Consider the following 15,003-nt stretch of genomic DNA (forward strand, 5'->3'; position numbering starts at 1 on the left):
CAGCGTCTTCCAAGGGCCTCAGGAGCGCGTCCTCTTCGAGGCCGATCGCAGCCTGCGGCAGCGGCTACAGGGTTCAGCGGTTCAGCGGTTCAGCGGTTCAGCGGTTCGAGCATGTAGCGTTACTTGCGCTGCAGCATCACCGGCAGTTGGGCCACCAGCTTCTGGTTGTTCAGCGGAGCACGGATGAAACCGCGCTGGGTACCGTCCGGGCCGATCACCGCCAGGTTGCCGCTGTGGTCCACGGTGTAGTTGGGCTTGCTGGTATCGGCCGGGATGAAGGGAATGCTCACGGCGTTGGCGAGCTTCTGCAGGTCTTCCACCGAGGAGGCGGTCAGGCCCTTGAAGTCCTTGTCGAAGTAGCCCAGGTACTGCTTGAGCTGCTGCGGGGTATCACGGTTGGGGTCGACGCTGACCAGGACCACCTGCAGCTTGTCCACCGCTTCCTTGGGCAGCTCGCTCTTGATCTGCCGCAACTGCGCCAGGGTGGTGGGGCAGATGTCCGGGCAGAAGGTGTAGCCGAAGAACAGCAGCGACCATTTGCCCTTCAGCTCGTCGATCACCACTGGCTGGCCGTCCTGGTCGACCATCTTCACCGCAGGCAGGGTACGGCTTTGCGGCAGCAGGATGATGCCCGCATCGATCAGTGCAGTGGGGTCGCCCTGACCCTTGCCGGACAGTACTTTGTTGACGGTAAGCCCCAGCACCAGGGCCACCAGGGCAACGAGAATAAAGACGGTTTTCTGAGTTCGAGTCATAGGTTCAACAATAGGTAGTGGTCTACGAGCAGGGCGATGAACAGCAGGAACAAGTAATAAATAGAGTACTTGAAGGTGTTGATCGCCGCGTGCGGCCGAGTGCCACGGTACAGCACCCAGGCCCATTGCAGGAAGCGCCCGCCCAGGGCCAGGGCGCACACCAGGTACAGCACGCCACTCATGTGGATGACATAGGGCAGCAGGCTCACCGCCAGCAGAGCAAAGGTGTAGAGCAGGATGTGCACCTTGGTGTAGTGCTCGCCATGGGTCACCGGCAGCATCGGGATATCGGCCTTGGCGTATTCCTCTTTGCGATGGATGGCCAGGGCCCAGAAGTGCGGCGGGGTCCAGGCGAAGATGATCAGCACCAGCAGCAGCGGTTCGGCGCTCATGTGCCCGGTGGCGGCGACCCAGCCCAGCAACGGTGGAGCCGCGCCGGCCAGCCCGCCGATCACGATGTTCTGCGGCGTCGCGCGTTTCAGAAACCCGGTGTAGACCACCGCATAGCCCAGCAGCGAGGCCAGGGTCAGCCAGGCCGTGAGTGGGTTGGTGAAGGTCAGCAGCAGCGCCTGCCCGGCTAGCGCCAGGAGCAGGGCAAAGGCCAGCGCCGCTCGTGGCGATACCCGGCCTTCGGCCAGGGGCCGTTTGTGGGTCCGAGCCATCAGCGCGTCGATGCGCCGATCCACCACATGGTTGACCGCCGCCGCGCCACCCGCGCACAGGGCAATGCCCAGGTTGCCGAACACCAGCACCGTCCACGGAACCCCGGCGCGGGTGGCGAGGAACATGCCCACCAACGAGGTGATCAGCATCAGCACCACCACCTTGGGTTTGGTCAGTTCCAGGTAATCGCGCCAGATCGCCTGGGGGTGCTGGCGGGCGCCGGTCAGAGTCGCCATGGCATCTCTCCTTTGATGGTGATGGGACCCGCCATCTGTTTACGCGGGCTGAGCCGCCAGCCCAGGGGCAGGCGATCCCGGGCCCGAACCAGGCTGGTACGGGCGTGGTAGTTGACCAGCACCAGGGTCAGCAGCAGCGCCGCCCCCCCGGCGTTGTGGGCCACGGCCACCGGCAGTGGCAAATGAAAGAACACGTTGCTCAGGCCCAGGCTGACCTGCGCCACCAGCGCCACCAGCACCAGCCCGGCCAGGCGGGTCATGCCGGTCTGCCGCAGCTGCCAGGCCAGGCCCAGCAACACCAGGGTCACCAGCACCGCGCCGACCCGGTGGGTCATGTGGATGGCGGTGCGGGCATCGCTGTCCAGTTGCCCGCCCAGGTAGTTGGGGCCGATGTGCTGGGTCAGGTGGAAGCCGTTGGCGAAATCCATGTTCGGCCACCACTGGCCATGGCAGGTGGGCAGGTCGATACAGGCCACCGCCGCGTAGTTGGAACTGACCCAGCCACCCAGGGCGATCTGCCCGATCACCAGCACCAGCCCGGCGGTAGCCCAGTGCTGCAAGCGCCGCGGCACGATCAGCGCCGGCAATACCCCGGACAGGCGCAAGGTCAGCAGGAACAACAGGCTCAGGGTGGCGAAACCGCCCAGCAGGTGCGCGGTGACCACTTGCGGCCAGAGCTTGAGGGTCACCGTCCACATGCCGAAGGCCGCCTGGGCGAACACCACTGCCAGGAGGAACAGCGGCAGCTTCAGGGGCTGCCCCGGATGCCGGCGATGGGTCCAGGCCCGGGCCGCCAGGAGCACGATCAGCAGCCCCAGGGTGCCGGCGAAGTATCGGTGGATCATCTCGTTCCAGCCCTTGTGGGCCTCCACCGGGGTATCGGGAAAATGCAGCTCGGCATGGGCCAACTGGGCTTCGCCTTTCGGCACGCTGATAAAGCCGTAGCAGCCGGGCCAGTCCGGGCAGCCGAGGCCGGCATGGGTCAGCCGGGTGTAGGCGCCGAGCAGCACCACGATCAGGGCCAGCAAGGTGGCAAACAACGCGAGGCGAAATCCAGGTTTGGCCATGACGATGCCCTTATCCGATGTTCGACAGTTTCAGCAGGTGGCGCAGGTCGTTGAGCAGGTCCTTGCCCTTGACCCGGGCGTCATAGCGCAGCACCAGGTTGCTGTGGGGGTCGACGATCCACAGCTGCGGCGCCTCCTTGTCGTTGGCGCCCTTGGTGAAGGTCGCCAGGTCCAGGGGGTAGCGTTGCAGTTGCGGGTATTCACGCTGCAGCTTGGCTTCGTATTCGGCGCTCAGGGGCCGGGCGCTGGCCAGGGCATGGCTGGCCCGCGAGGCATCACGGCCCAGGGCGATCTGGATCTGCCGCGCCAGGTACACCAGTTGCTGGCAATCCACTGCGCACTCCCCGGGCGCGGTGACCAGAACCTGCCAGCGATCCTCCTCGGCCTGCACGCCGATCTGGGCGCGGGTCTGGCCATTGCCGATAAGCTCGCCGTGATAGCTGCGGCTTTCCGGTACCCAGAACTGCAGCTTGTACATGCCGGTGGCAAGGATCATCGGGCCGATCACCATCAGCAGGATCAGCACCAGTTGCCAGCGGCCGCGCCGCCGGTTGGGCGCCTGGGCGTCAGAGATGTTGGGTGGATTCATGGCCGTTCCCATGGCGTTTCTCCCGAGTGTTGTGCCAGCCGAAATAGAGATAGAGAGCGAACAGCGCCAGGGCCATGGCGAACCACTGCACCGCATAGGCCTGGTGTTTTTCCGGGCCCATGGCGACCACCGGCCATTCGGTCAGGTAGGCCCCCGGGCCCGACTCCAGGCGCACTTCATGGTCGAAACCGCTGCGGCCCAGCTCGGCCCAGAGCGCTTGTGGCGCCACGGCGGTAATCAGCCGCGGCCAGCTTGCGCCGCTGGGGTCGGCGTGCAGCTGGAATGCCGCGCCCGGCGAAACGTAGACCCAGGCATCCAGGCTCAGGCTCTGCTGCGGGGTGCTGAATACGGGAGGCGTGCGCCGGTCGGGCCAGGGCAGCCAGCCGCGGTTGACCAGCAGCCAGCGACCGCTGGCCTGGTCGAGGAAGGGTTGCAGCAGCTCGACCCCGACCTTGCCGTCATGCAGGCGGTTATCCAGCAACAGGCTGTGGTCGGCATCGAAATGACCGTGCAGGCGTACCCGGCGAAAAGCCGGATCCTCGCTGGCCAACAGCTCGAACAGGGCCACCGGCTCCGCCGCACGGCGCTCGGCGTAGCTGGCCAGCAACTGGCGCTTCTGCTCGCCCCGGCCCAGTTGCCAGAAGCCCAGGGCAACCAGCACCGGCAGCAGCAAAAGCACTACCAGGGTCGGCCCGATGCCCGGCCGGAAGCCCTTCATGGCTGGCCTGCAAGGCTGAGAAATCCACTCGCTATACTGCTGTACATCGCGTTTCCCCCGGAGTCCCACCATGCTCAAAGCAGCCATCGTCCTGATGCTGATTGCCACGGTTGTCAGCCTGTTCAGCGGCCTGTTCTTTCTGGTCAAGGACGACAGTTCATCCAAGCGCCTGGTGACCTCACTGAGCATTCGGGTCGCGCTGGCCGTGGTCACCGTCGGCTTGATCGCCTGGGGTTTCTTCAGCGGCCAGCTGGTCTCCCACGCGCCCTGGTAGGGCGCCTCAGAGCACGTAGACGAAAACGAACAGGCCGATCCAGACCACGTCGACGAAGTGCCAGTACCAGCTGGCGGCCTCGAAGCCGAACTGGTGCTCGGCGTCGAAATGCCCGCGCATGATGCGCATCAGCATCACGAACAGGATCAGGGTGCCAATGGTCACGTGGGCACCGTGGAAACCGGTGAGCATGAAGAAGGTGGCGCCGTAGATCCCCGAACCCAGGGTCAGCCCCAGCTCGTGGTAGGCATGGATGTATTCCTCGGCCTGAAAGCCCAGGAAGGCGCAACCCAGCAGCACCGTCAGCGCCAGCCAGATCTTCAGCGCGCCGCGATGGCCTTTCTTCAAGGCGTGGTGGGCGATGGTCACGGTGACGCTGGAACTCACCAGCAGGATGGTGTTGAGCAGCGGCAGGCCCCAGGGGCTGATGGTGCCCTTGGGCGACGGAAAGAGTTTCGGGTCGGGGTTGTTGAGCAGCGGCCAGACGAACTCGAAGTTCGGCCACAGCATGTGGGCGATGCCCTTGTGCCCCTCACCGCCGAGCCAGGGCCCGGACATGTGCCGCACATAGAACAGCGCGCCGAAGAAGGCCATGAAGAACATCACTTCGGAAAAGATGAACCAGCTCATGCCCCAGCGGAACGAGCGATCGAGCTGGGCGCTGTAGAGCCCGGCGCGGCTTTCCTTGACCACCGCACCAAACCAGCCGAACAGCATGTAGGCCAGCAGCAGGCCGCCGACGAAAAAGATCAGCGGGCCGTGGGATTCCGGTCGCGCAGCCTTGAGGTCGTTGAACCAGGTGCCCAGGCCCACCACGGTGACGAACATGCCCACCGTTGCGATGATCGGCCACTTGCTCTGGGCGGGAACGTAATAGTGCTCATGAGTCGCCATGGGTTGTTCTCCTTATCGGGCACGCTAGATCGTCTAGCCACCGTTCTTGGCGGCAACCGCCACCGGTGGATGACGCGCGGTGATATCGAACAGCGTGTAAGCCAGCGTCAGGTGCTTCACATCCTTGGGCATGTCACGGTCAACGATGAAACGCACCGGCATCTCGATCTTCTCGCCCGGCTGCAGCACCTGCTGGGTAAAGCAGAAGCACTCGGTCTTGTGGAAATACATGGCCGCGCTGCTGGGGGAGATGCTCGGGATCGCCTGGGCGCTCATCGGGTGGTCGCTGGGGTTGCGGGCGATGAAGATCATCTCGTTCACCGCCCCCGGATGGACCACGATGTCATCGGACTTGGGATAGAAATCCCAGACCATGTCGATGGCATTGGTGGACAGGAACTGCACCCGCACCTGGCGCGATACATCCACCTGCTGCCCCTGGTCCGCATACTGCCCACCGGTCTTGCCGTTGATCCCCAGGGCCTTGCACATCACGTCGTAGATCGGCACCAGGGCAAAACCGAAGACGAACATCGCCACCACCACCAGCAACAGGCGGGTCACCAGTTTCTTCAGCGTTACCTCGGCCATCTCAACGTCCTCCCAAGCCTGCAGGAGCCGGCTTGCCGGCGAAGCGGGCACCACCCTCTGGCACCTTCGCGAGCGAGCTCGCTCCTACAGCACAGATGTTCATTTCACTTCCGGCGGGGTGACAAAGGTGTGGTACGGCGCCGGCGAGGGAATACTCCACTCCAGGCCTTCGGCACCTTCCCAGGGTTTGGCCGGAGCCGCTTTGCCGCCGCGGATGCACTTGATGACGATGAACAGGAAGAAGATCTGCGTCGCGCCGAAGGTGAACGCACCGATCGAGGACACCATGTTGAAGTCGGCGAACTGCAGGTTGTAGTCCGGGATCCGCCGCGGCATGCCCGCCAGCCCCACGAAGTGCATGGGGAAGAACGCCATGTTCATGCCGACGAAGGACAGCCAGAAGTGCAGCTTGCCCAGGGTCTCGTCGTACATGTGCCCGGTCCACTTGGGCAGCCAGTAGTAGGCCGAGGCGAAGATCCCGAAGATCGCCCCCGGCACCAGTACGTAGTGGAAGTGCGCCACCACGAAGTAGGTGTCCTGGTACTGGAAGTCCGCCGGGGCAATGGCCAGCATCAGCCCGGAGAAACCGCCGATGGTGAACAGGATGACGAAGGCCACCGCGAACAGCATCGGTGTCTCGAAGGTCAGCGAGCCCTGCCACATGGTACTCACCCAGTTGAACACCTTGACTCCAGTGGGCACGGCGATCAGCAGGGTGGCGTACATGAAGAACAGCTCGCCCACCAGCGGGATGCCCACCACGAACATGTGATGCGCCCAGACGATGAACGACAGGAAGGCGATCGCCCCGGTGGCATAGACCATCGAGGTGTAGCCGAACAGTGGCTTGCGGCTGAAGGTGGGGATGATCGAGCTGACCGCGCCGAAGGCCGGCAGGATCATGATGTACACCTCGGGGTGGCCGAAGAACCAGAACACGTGCTGGAACAACACCGGGTCACCGCCGCCGGCCGCACTGAAGAAGCTGGTGCCGAAATGGATGTCCATCAGCATCATGGTCACCACCCCGGCCAGTACCGGCATCACTGCAATCAGCAGGAAGGCGGTGATCAGCCAGGTCCAGACGAACAACGGCATCTTCATCAGGGTCATGCCCGGGGCTCGCAGGTTGAGGATGGTGGCGATCACGTTGATCGCGCCCATGATCGAGCTGACGCCCATCAGGTGGATGGCGAAGATGAAGAAGGTCACGCTTTCCGGGGCGTAGGTGGTGGACAGGGGGGCATAGAAGGTCCAGCCGAAGTTCGGCCCGCCGCCGGGCATGAACAGGGTCGAGATCAGCAACAGGAAGGCCGCCGGCAGCAGCCAGAAGCTGAAGTTGTTCATCCGCGGCAGGGCCATGTCCGGCGCGCCGATCATCAACGGGATCATCCAGTTGGCCAGGCCGACGAAGGCCGGCATCACCGCACCGAAGACCATCACCAGGCCATGCATGGTGGTCATCTGGTTGAAGAACGCCGGCTCGACGATCTGCAGCCCGGGCTGGAACAGTTCGGCACGGATCACCATGGCGAACGAGCCGCCCAGCAGGAACATGCAGAAGCTGAACCACAGGTACAGGGTGCCGATGTCCTTGTGGTTGGTGGTCAGTACCCAGCGCATCAGGCCCTTGGCCGGGCCATGGGCGTGGTCATCATGGCCGGCGTGGCCGTGGTCATCGATCACAGCACTCATGTCCTGTCTCCTGCGAGCGAATGGACTGGATGATCGGCGGCGAGACGCCGCGACCGGTTGCGCACATACCCCATGAGCCGGCTCATTTGCTTTCCGCCTGCTTCAGCGCCAGGACTTCCTTGGGCGTCACCATGTCGCCCTTGTTGTTGCCCCAGGCGTTGCGTTCGTAGGTGACGACGGCGGCGATGTCGACTTCCGACAGCTGCTTGCCGAAGGCCGCCATGGCGGTGCCCGGCTTGCCGTGGAACACCAGGCTCAGGTGAGCCTCCTTGGGCCCGGTAGCGATCTTCGAGCCCTTGAGGGCCGGGAACATCGGCGGCAGGCCCTGGCCTTCCGCCTGGTGACAGGCAACGCAGGTGGTGTGGTAGATCTTGTCACCGCGGGCCACCAGCTCGTCTAGGGTCCATTCCTTGCTGGTCAGTTCCTTGAGCTTGGCCGCCTCGGCCTTGCGCTCGCCCATCCAGGTGTCGTAGTCGGCCTGGCTCTTGACCTCCACCACGATCGGCATGAAGCCGTGGTCCTTGCCGCACAGCTCGGCGCACTGGCCACGGTAGATGCCGGGCTTGTCGACCCGGGTCCAGGCTTCGTTGACGAAACCCGGGATAGCATCACGCTTGACCGCAAAGGCCGGCACCCACCAGGAGTGGATGACGTCGGCGGCGGTCACCAGAAAGCGCACCTTGGCGCCCACCGGCAGTACCAGCGGCTGGTCGACCTCCAGCAGGTAGTGCTCGCCCTTGGTGCTCTGGTTGTGGATCTGGTCGGCGGGGGTGGCCAGGTTGCTGAAGAACTCCACGTCCTGGCCGAGGTACTTGTAGTGCCACTTCCACTGATAGCCGGTGATCTGGATATCCACGTCCGGCTCGCTGGTGTCGTACATCTTGATCAGCGTCGCCGTGGCAGGCACGGCCATGGCCACCAGGATCAGGAAGGGAATGATGGTCCAGAGGATTTCCACCGTGGTGCTTTCGTGGAATTTGGCCGGGACCTGGCCGACGGAACGGCGGTGAACGATCATCGACCAGAACATCGCACCGAAGACGATGACGCCGATCACCACACAGATCCAGAAGATGGTCATGTGCAGGTCGAATACCGCGTGGCTTATCTCGGTCGCCCCAGGCGTCATATTCACGGTCCAGGCGGCTTGCGCCTGGCTGAATACCGACCACAACAGGAGGCCCATCCAGACATGTGGATGTCGCATCATTGCGGGTTCCCCTTATCGTTCTTGTTATCCCGCCGGCTTAACACCTGCGGCAAGGGAGCGGCTGCCTAGACTACGAACTTAAACCGGCCGAGCCTTCGCTGCATTTGCAGTCGGGCGTCATCAGCTAACTTCATACAAGGGCGAGTATAGACAGCGACTCCCACCTCGCAACGCGAGGGCGTAAATCAGCTGAAACACTAATAAGGAGGTTTGCAGGCCACGGCGGGAAAGGGATCGAGTGCCCTGGATGGCGAAACGATATAACCGTGGTGACTAAGCATGAAATAATTATGACAAATGCGTCTTAAGCGCTTTTGTAAGCAGGCTAACTTATGTTCTCCCTATTCAATTGCCCTTGTTCCCTGGAGTTTTCATGAACACCGCCGCATTGCGCGAGCAGATCAAACTGGCCCAGCAGCACGAAGCCAGTACCGGCCTCCTGACCCGTCAGTTGGAGAGCCAATTGCCTCACCTGCACCCCGCCATCCAGCTGCCCGAAGTCGACGCCAAGGGCGTCATGACCCGTTTTGTCAGCGCCTACATCGACCAGGTTCCAGACCTTCTGGACGCCGCCAACTCTGTAGCCCGGGAAGCCGGCATCGAGTCGCAGATCAAGCCGGTGCTGAAGATCGCCGAGCAATTCTTCCTCCAGCCGCCGGCCATCATGGATGGCCACGTCGGCCTCGACGGCCTGCTGGATGAAGCCTATCTGGCCCACCGTCTGGTGGAAGAGGTCAACGACCTGTACATCAAGCATTTCGGCCGTCCGCTGATCCCCCTGGACATGACTGTCGCCAACCTCATCGCCCACCAACTGATCGGCGAAACCTTCGCCAACCAGCTGGACGAAGCGGTGCACCACGCCGTCGACGCCATGCTCGACGAAGAAAGCTTCGCCCTGGAGTCGGTGGAAGCCTACCGCGAGAAACTCAGCAGCCCGGACACCGAGGCCGCCTGGAAACGCTGGCCTTGCCTGTCACGCCAACTGGGCGTGGAACTGGAACTCGACCAGCCAGCCGCCTGACCCACTCCTCGCCAGCAAGGCTCGCAGCGAGCCTTGTGGCGAAGGGCCTGGCTCGCCCAAGCCCCTCTCGCCCACCCGGCGATTCAACCTCTCGCCGCAGCCGCCCCCACGCCGCTGGTGGTGGTCAACCGGCCCTCCAGGCGCCGCTTCAAGCCCCGCGTTTCGATCACCAGCCGCGAGCCCTTGGCACTGTTGGCCCGATTCCAGTCTTCCAGCAACTCCAGGCACGCATGGTCGATATAACTGAGGTTGCTGAGGGGCACATGCACAGTGGTGGCCGGGGGAATCGTCGCCAGTACCCGAGTCAGGGCCGGCACCTTGAGAAAGGTCGCAGCGCCGACCAGACGCAACTCCATCTCGCCTTCCTCTGCCAGGTCGATCAGGCTGATCTTCAAGCGCGATGCCTTGAACGCCAGCTTGGCCAGGGTCAGGGCAAAGCCGATCAGTACCCCAGTCAGCAGGTCGCTGAAGACAATCGCCAGGGCCGTCACCGCGTAAGTCAGCATCGGCATGCGCCCGTAGCGCCCCAGGCCGCGAAAGACCTTGAGGTCCACCAGCTTGAAGCCGGTGTAGACCAGCACCCCCGCCAGGCTCGCCACCGGAATGCTCTGCAGCACGCTGGACAGCACCAGCACGAAACCCAGCAGCCACAGGCCATGGAAAATCGTCGAATAACGGGTCTGGGCCCCGGCCTGGACATTGGCCGAGCTGCGCACGATGACCCCGGTCATGGGCAGGGCACCCAGCAGACCGCAGAGCATGTTGCCCACGCCCTGGGCCGACAGTTCACGGTCGAAGTCCGAGCGCTGGCCGCTGTGCATGCGATCCACCGCGGCGGCGGACAGCAGGGTTTCGGCACTGGCGATAAAGGCCACGGCGAAGGCGGCGATCAGCAGGTTGGGGTCCGCCAGGTTGAGCAGGTCGGCGGGGCGCAGCCAGTCGATGGCCTCGGCCAGGTTGGCCGGCACCTCGACGCGCTTCACCGGCAGCGCCAGCAGCAGGCTGGCCAGGGTCGCCAGCCCGACACCGAGCAGGGCACCGGGGATGAACCGCAGCGCCTGGGGCCGCCACTTGTCCCAGCCCCACATCACCGCGATGGTCGCCAACCCCAGCAAGCCAGCCTGCCACCCCAGGCTCGGCAAGGCCTGCGCCAGAGCCTGGGGAAAGCCCACAAGGTTATCCAGGCCCGAGGCCTGGGGCGCGGCATCTAGCATCACATGCACCTGGGACAGCACGATCAGCACGCCGATGCCCGCCAGCATGCCGTAGACCACCGCTGGCGCCGTGACCCGGAACCAGCAACCCAGGCGCAGGCGCCCGGCCAGCAATTGCAGCAGCCCGGCCAGCAGCAGGATCGGCCCGAGCATGGCCACCCCATGCTGGCGCACCAGCTCGAACACCAGCACCGCCAGCCCGGCCGCCGGCCCGCTGACCTGCAAGGGCGAGCCCGCCAGCCAGCCCACCACCAGGCCACCGATGATCCCGGTGATCAGGCCCTTGGCCGGCGGCAGGCCCGAGGCAATGGCGATCCCCATGCACAGGGGCAGGGCCACCAGAAACACCACCACCGAAGCCAGCAGCTCCCGTGGCAGGACACTTTTCAACTGTGCTGCACGCATGACAGTTCTCCCGACTTTTCTTCAGGCGTGGCAAAGCCGGGCCGCCAGATGGCAGCCCTGGCTACAACCACTCAGGGGGATTGAGGTGGGATCAGAAACGCGCTTTAGGCGTCGCTACCGGGATCGGGTGGCTGCCATCCAGAGGCAGGAAACAACCCTTGTCGGCGTCGTAGGCCTTGATCGAGCTGGTCTCGATGTCATAGACCCAGCCATGGATGAACAACTGGCCGTTGGCCATGCGCGAGGCCACGGAAGGATGGGTGCGCAGGTGCTGCAGTTGAGCAATGACGTTCTCTTCGGTCAGCACATGCATGCTGGAGGATTCGTCGGCGCAATCGCAGTTCTCGTGGACCATGGTCCGCGCCACTTCGGCGTGGCGCAGCCAGGCCTTGACCGTGGGCATTTTCTCCAGGCTCTGCGGGTTGAGTACCGCGCGCATGGCGCCGCAATCCGAGTGCCCGCAGACGATGATGTGATGCACCCCCAGGGCCAGCACCGCGTACTCGATCGCCGTGGAAACACCACCGTTCATCTGCCCGTAGGGCGGCACCACGTTGCCCACGTTGCGGGTCACGAACAGATCGCCCGGGGAGCTCTGGGTGATCAGCTCGGGAACGATGCGCGAGTCGGCGCAGGCAATGAACATCGCCCGCGGCCGCTGAGCGGTGGCGAGTTTCTTGAACAGCTCTTCCTGCTGCGGGAAGACTTCATGATGAAAATGCAAAAAGCCGTCAACGATGTGCTGCAGCGCTGCATCGGCGGTCTCGGCGACTTCTGTGGGTGCCGGAGCCGACGCAGCCAACGGCTGTTTATCCTTGTCACTCATGATTCATCCTCTCTGTCGGATTTGGTGAATTTTCCAGAAATATCCGGCACGACGCCAGCCATCGATAAAAAAACCACCGACCCGCTGGCGGCGACCCATAGGTCACTTGATGAACAAGGTAGCCATGAATACTTAACTCAAACTGAACGGAAGGCTCTAGAACGCCACTATGAGCGATGGCAAAAGGCGACCAGAGTACCTGGGGAACGCTGCGCCCACTACTCAACGATAGGCCAATGCCGCTCACAACAACGACATCTGCCCGCCCGGCGGACAGAAGGCTGAACAGTCGAGATCGAAACCTTCGCGACGGTTGAGCCCCAGACGCTTGAGCGCCTTGGCAAAACGCTGGGCCAGCAGATCGGCGAAGGGCCCTTCACCGCGCATGCGGGCGCCAAAACGGCTGTCGTAGAGCTCACCGCCACGGCTCTGGCGGATCAGGCTGAGCACATGGGCCGCCCTTTGCGGGTAATGCGCCGCCAGCCACTCCTCGAACAGCGGCGCCACTTCCAGGGGCAGGCGCAGCATCATGTAGGCCGCGCTCTGCGCCCCTGCGGCATGGGCCTCGCTGAGCAGGCTTTCCAGCTCGCTGTCGTTGATCATCGGGATCATCGGCGAACACAGCACGCCCACCGGGATGCCCGCCCCGCGCATCACCCGGATGGCCCGCAAGCGCGCCTTGGGCGCCGCCGCCCGGGGCTCGAGAATGCGCTTCAACTCATCGTCCAAAGTGGTCAGGCTGATCATCACCGCCACCAGGCGCTGGCGCGCCAGCTCGCTCAGCAGGTCCAGGTCCCGGAGGATCAACGAGCCCTTGGTGACGATGGTCACCGGGTGTCGATAGCGCAGCAGCACCTCCAGGGTGCGCCGGGTCAACTGCTGTTCGCGCTCGATGGGCTGGTAGGGATCGGTATTGGACCCCAGGTTGATCGGTGCGCAGCGATAGCCGGGCTTGGACAGTTGCTGCTCCAGCAAGGCCGCGGTGTTGCTCTTGGCGATCAGCTTGGTTTCGAAATCCAGCCCCGGGGACAGGTCCCAATAGGCGTGGCTGGGCCGCGCGTAGCAATAGATGCAGCTATGACAGAGCGCCATCGCCTATCAGGCGTATGGGCGCAATCCTCACCTTGTGTGAAACCAAGAGGCATTAGAAACGGTACAGTGTAGTTACTGGGCAGTTATCACATGGCCACTACTAGACCCATAAAACTTCCCACTGACCATTCCTTTTTTGTGATAGTCATTAAGTAACTTTAGGAAATCCTCAACATCTTCCTTATTTTCGATAAGAATCTTACCATCTGCGGTAAATTTCAAATCTTTCTTTTCAAAAGAATGTAAGACATTCTTCATATTCTCAATTTCTAACTGCCCAATGCCCGTATGATTCTGTTTACGCGCAATGTTCGCAACCATCCTCATCAAGGATGGTTTAGCGCTTATTTCTTCTTGCAGCAGCTCAATTCCTTCTAGAATATTTTGCTGGGTCATTTCTGCGACCACTGTATTAGCATTTTCTACAAACTCATCTTCAAGACTGACAATTTTTTCAAAAGCTCCTTTTCCAAATATGTAGAAAGTATTATCTAACAACACACAGTCAACCTTATTATCAAAACTAATTGACTCTAACTTAACTTCCACCAGTCGCGCATCGTCAGAATCAAACCAAGCAACAAATTTCTCACCAGAAGTTTGCGCTTCGTCAGTAGCAATTTTCGTTGGAGCTGTTTTTCTAAAAACCAAAACAGATTTATTGCCTTTGCTGAACTTCACGCAATATGCCCAAAGCTTATCTTTGACGTCGTGAAGTGACTTTATATTTTCAACCGCCCCAGCCTCGATTTTACCCCAAAGTGATGGAGCAACTTTCATTGCATTTGCATCGGGATACTTATGTACGACATTAGCAGAATCATCAGCAATAACTTTATAATCTTCAAACTTTACGTCTGGCCTACCGACGACTTTACCGATTTGAGCTTTTAAGCTTTTGATAAAATAATCATTCAGCTTCTCTGACGCGTCTGTTTTTTTAACATCATATATAAAAGTTTGAACTTTCTTGACTCTTTTGATACGCCTCTGAATGAAAAAAAGCTGTACGACCAATCCTTCCTCATTGAGAAGCCCATCATCAACTATCAACTGGTCAATACTCATCCGTTTCTCCTAAGCTACACCATAGCTAAGTTTATGTGCGATTCGTTTAGGTCGAAGGGTATCTCCTTCCTCCAAAAATCGCTCCTTGGTTAAAACAATTGTTTTCTTCGTCTTGCCCGTATGGTCTTGATATTCAATTTGATACAGCGAGTACCAAAAACTTAATGTTGGGTTTATCAACATCATGGAAGAATTAGAATAAATAGCATACGTTACCGACATTAACGCGATTATCGGAACCAACTGACTAATATTTGACAAATCCTGAAACACGAAAGGAATTATGTATGTGAACAGGTAAGCAATAGCTTCGCTATTTTTATTTTCCACGTCTGTAACAGTAATTTCTTCACCGCTCTCGTTTGCCCTTCTCTCTAAATTTCGAAGCAAAATGAGAAGACCGATCAAACAAAAAATGGAGATTATAATTAAAAATGAAGAAACTCCGAAATATCGAAGAAAGTTCAAGAATGTTTCTGTCGTTATTCCAACTGGATTTAAGAAATCTTTGTTTTGATAAATTTGCTGGAAAGACATTATGGCAAATAGAGGAATATACGACACGATGAACAAGGAGAATCTTGCTCCGCGCTTCAATCCGTGACGCCGTGTGTGACTAGCCATATCACCATCTCCTTTGGTCGGGTCAGCATAGCTGATAGCCTTTTGATAGCAAAGCGTA

General features: G+C 60.8%; 15 protein-coding genes and 1 pseudogene. 2 read left to right on the forward strand and 14 right to left on the reverse strand.

What is annotated here, in order from left to right; genetic code table 11:
- Nucleotides 1-119 precede the first annotated feature (119 nt).
- From AC1RMG_RS31125 to AC1RMG_RS31145, 5 genes are read right to left on the reverse strand one after another with little or no spacing between them, the layout of a single operon-like run.
- Nucleotides 120-755 carry an SCO family protein gene (locus AC1RMG_RS31125; protein ID WP_015633647.1) on the reverse strand — a complete coding sequence of 212 codons (636 nt, stop codon included), beginning with the start codon at nt 753-755 and terminating at the stop codon, nt 120-122.
- Nucleotides 752-1,654: a heme o synthase gene (gene cyoE / locus AC1RMG_RS31130; RefSeq protein WP_065364959.1), complete on the reverse strand. Its 903-nt coding sequence runs from the start codon at nt 1,652-1,654 to the stop codon at nt 752-754. The genes AC1RMG_RS31125 and cyoE overlap by 4 nt, the downstream gene beginning before the upstream one ends.
- The gene (locus tag AC1RMG_RS31135) at nt 1,642-2,721 is read right to left on the reverse strand and encodes a COX15/CtaA family protein (protein ID WP_493170981.1); all 1,080 of its coding nucleotides are present in this window, start codon (nt 2,719-2,721) and stop codon (nt 1,642-1,644) included. Before AC1RMG_RS31135 ends, cyoE begins: the two co-directional genes overlap by 13 nt.
- Nucleotides 2,722-2,731: 10 nt before the next feature.
- Entirely contained in the window at nt 2,732-3,322 is a 591-nt protein-coding gene (locus AC1RMG_RS31140; RefSeq protein WP_015633644.1) for a PA_0111/PP_0108 family redox-active disulfide protein, read from the reverse strand.
- Nucleotides 3,288-4,028 carry an SURF1 family protein gene (locus tag AC1RMG_RS31145; RefSeq protein WP_065364960.1) on the reverse strand — a complete coding sequence of 247 codons (741 nt, stop codon included), beginning with the start codon at nt 4,026-4,028 and terminating at the stop codon, nt 3,288-3,290. Before AC1RMG_RS31145 ends, AC1RMG_RS31140 begins: the two co-directional genes overlap by 35 nt.
- Before the next feature lie 70 nt (nt 4,029-4,098).
- Here AC1RMG_RS31145 and AC1RMG_RS31150 point away from each other — a divergent pair, with 70 nt between their 5' ends.
- Nucleotides 4,099-4,302 carry a twin transmembrane helix small protein gene (locus tag AC1RMG_RS31150; RefSeq protein WP_011058453.1) on the forward strand — a complete coding sequence of 68 codons (204 nt, stop codon included), beginning with the start codon at nt 4,099-4,101 and terminating at the stop codon, nt 4,300-4,302.
- Nucleotides 4,303-4,308: 6 nt separating this feature from the next.
- On the opposite strand, the gene AC1RMG_RS31155 is transcribed toward AC1RMG_RS31150, so the two are convergent.
- The 4 genes from AC1RMG_RS31155 to coxB all read right to left on the reverse strand — a co-directional run bounded on the left by AC1RMG_RS31155 (nt 4,309) and on the right by coxB (nt 8,692).
- Nucleotides 4,309-5,196, reverse strand: a complete 888-nt coding sequence (locus AC1RMG_RS31155; protein ID WP_011058452.1) for a cytochrome c oxidase subunit 3 — start codon at nt 5,194-5,196, stop codon at nt 4,309-4,311.
- A gap of 33 nt (nt 5,197-5,229) precedes the next feature.
- Nucleotides 5,230-5,787, reverse strand: coding sequence for a cytochrome c oxidase assembly protein (locus tag AC1RMG_RS31160; RefSeq protein WP_011058451.1), 558 nt, complete (start codon nt 5,785-5,787; stop codon nt 5,230-5,232).
- 99 nt (nt 5,788-5,886) lie between these two features.
- Nucleotides 5,887-7,482 carry a cytochrome c oxidase subunit I gene (gene ctaD / locus AC1RMG_RS31165; protein ID WP_011058450.1) on the reverse strand — a complete coding sequence of 532 codons (1,596 nt, stop codon included), beginning with the start codon at nt 7,480-7,482 and terminating at the stop codon, nt 5,887-5,889.
- Between the two features lie 82 nt (nt 7,483-7,564).
- The gene (coxB, locus tag AC1RMG_RS31170; protein WP_011058449.1) at nt 7,565-8,692 is read right to left on the reverse strand and encodes a cytochrome c oxidase subunit II; all 1,128 of its coding nucleotides are present in this window, start codon (nt 8,690-8,692) and stop codon (nt 7,565-7,567) included.
- A gap of 373 nt (nt 8,693-9,065) precedes the next feature.
- On the opposite strand from coxB, the gene AC1RMG_RS31175 reads away from it, so the two are divergent.
- Nucleotides 9,066-9,716 (forward strand): hypothetical protein, encoded by a 651-nt coding sequence (locus AC1RMG_RS31175; protein WP_015633641.1) that lies wholly within the window; start codon nt 9,066-9,068, stop codon nt 9,714-9,716.
- An 83-nt stretch (nt 9,717-9,799) separates the two neighbouring features.
- On the opposite strand, the gene AC1RMG_RS31180 is transcribed toward AC1RMG_RS31175, so the two are convergent.
- The 5 genes and pseudogenes from AC1RMG_RS31180 to AC1RMG_RS31200 all read right to left on the reverse strand — a co-directional run bounded on the left by AC1RMG_RS31180 (nt 9,800) and on the right by AC1RMG_RS31200 (nt 14,945).
- A complete protein-coding gene (locus AC1RMG_RS31180) occupies nt 9,800-11,335 on the reverse strand; it encodes a SulP family inorganic anion transporter (RefSeq protein ID WP_011058447.1) in 1,536 nt (511 codons plus the stop codon).
- Nucleotides 11,336-11,426: 91 nt separating this feature from the next.
- The gene (locus AC1RMG_RS31185) at nt 11,427-12,161 is read right to left on the reverse strand and encodes a carbonic anhydrase (protein WP_011058446.1); all 735 of its coding nucleotides are present in this window, start codon (nt 12,159-12,161) and stop codon (nt 11,427-11,429) included.
- A 243-nt stretch (nt 12,162-12,404) separates the two neighbouring features.
- Nucleotides 12,405-13,241, reverse strand: a pseudogene (locus tag AC1RMG_RS31190) (PA0069 family radical SAM protein); the annotation flags it as partial.
- An 84-nt stretch (nt 13,242-13,325) separates the two neighbouring features.
- Nucleotides 13,326-14,321: a Kiwa anti-phage protein KwaB-like domain-containing protein gene (locus AC1RMG_RS31195; RefSeq protein ID WP_493170983.1), complete on the reverse strand. Its 996-nt coding sequence runs from the start codon at nt 14,319-14,321 to the stop codon at nt 13,326-13,328.
- A gap of 9 nt (nt 14,322-14,330) precedes the next feature.
- Complete coding sequence (locus AC1RMG_RS31200) at nt 14,331-14,945, reverse strand: KwaA family protein (RefSeq protein ID WP_323623010.1); 615 nt, start codon at nt 14,943-14,945, stop codon at nt 14,331-14,333.
- Nucleotides 14,946-15,003 lie beyond the last annotated feature (58 nt).

It is taken from the genome of Pseudomonas sp. GW822-FHT04H02 (assembly GCF_058800645.1).

What these genes read in the sequence shown, in the direction of transcription:
- cyoE (WP_065364959.1), bottom strand. Translation starts at nt 1,654, where the DNA reads ATGGCGACTCTGACCGGCGCCCGCCAGCACCCCCAGGCGATCTGGCGC.
- AC1RMG_RS31125 (WP_015633647.1), bottom strand. Translation starts at nt 755, where the DNA reads ATGACTCGAACTCAGAAAACCGTCTTTATTCTCGTTGCCCTGGTGGCC.
- AC1RMG_RS31195 (WP_493170983.1), bottom strand. Translation starts at nt 14,321, where the DNA reads ATGAGTATTGACCAGTTGATAGTTGATGATGGGCTTCTCAATGAGGAA.
- AC1RMG_RS31155 (WP_011058452.1), bottom strand. Translation starts at nt 5,196, where the DNA reads ATGGCGACTCATGAGCACTATTACGTTCCCGCCCAGAGCAAGTGGCCG.
- AC1RMG_RS31140 (WP_015633644.1), bottom strand. Translation starts at nt 3,322, where the DNA reads ATGGGAACGGCCATGAATCCACCCAACATCTCTGACGCCCAGGCGCCC.
- AC1RMG_RS31145 (WP_065364960.1), bottom strand. Translation starts at nt 4,028, where the DNA reads ATGAAGGGCTTCCGGCCGGGCATCGGGCCGACCCTGGTAGTGCTTTTG.
- ctaD (WP_011058450.1), bottom strand. Translation starts at nt 7,482, where the DNA reads ATGAGTGCTGTGATCGATGACCACGGCCACGCCGGCCATGATGACCAC.
- coxB (WP_011058449.1), bottom strand. Translation starts at nt 8,692, where the DNA reads ATGATGCGACATCCACATGTCTGGATGGGCCTCCTGTTGTGGTCGGTA.
- AC1RMG_RS31135 (WP_493170981.1), bottom strand. Translation starts at nt 2,721, where the DNA reads ATGGCCAAACCTGGATTTCGCCTCGCGTTGTTTGCCACCTTGCTGGCC.
- AC1RMG_RS31185 (WP_011058446.1), bottom strand. Translation starts at nt 12,161, where the DNA reads ATGAGTGACAAGGATAAACAGCCGTTGGCTGCGTCGGCTCCGGCACCC.
- AC1RMG_RS31175 (WP_015633641.1), top strand. Translation starts at nt 9,066, where the DNA reads ATGAACACCGCCGCATTGCGCGAGCAGATCAAACTGGCCCAGCAGCAC.
- AC1RMG_RS31200 (WP_323623010.1), bottom strand. Translation starts at nt 14,945, where the DNA reads ATGGCTAGTCACACACGGCGTCACGGATTGAAGCGCGGAGCAAGATTC.
- AC1RMG_RS31180 (WP_011058447.1), bottom strand. Translation starts at nt 11,335, where the DNA reads ATGCGTGCAGCACAGTTGAAAAGTGTCCTGCCACGGGAGCTGCTGGCT.
- AC1RMG_RS31160 (WP_011058451.1), bottom strand. Translation starts at nt 5,787, where the DNA reads ATGGCCGAGGTAACGCTGAAGAAACTGGTGACCCGCCTGTTGCTGGTG.
- AC1RMG_RS31150 (WP_011058453.1), top strand. Translation starts at nt 4,099, where the DNA reads ATGCTCAAAGCAGCCATCGTCCTGATGCTGATTGCCACGGTTGTCAGC.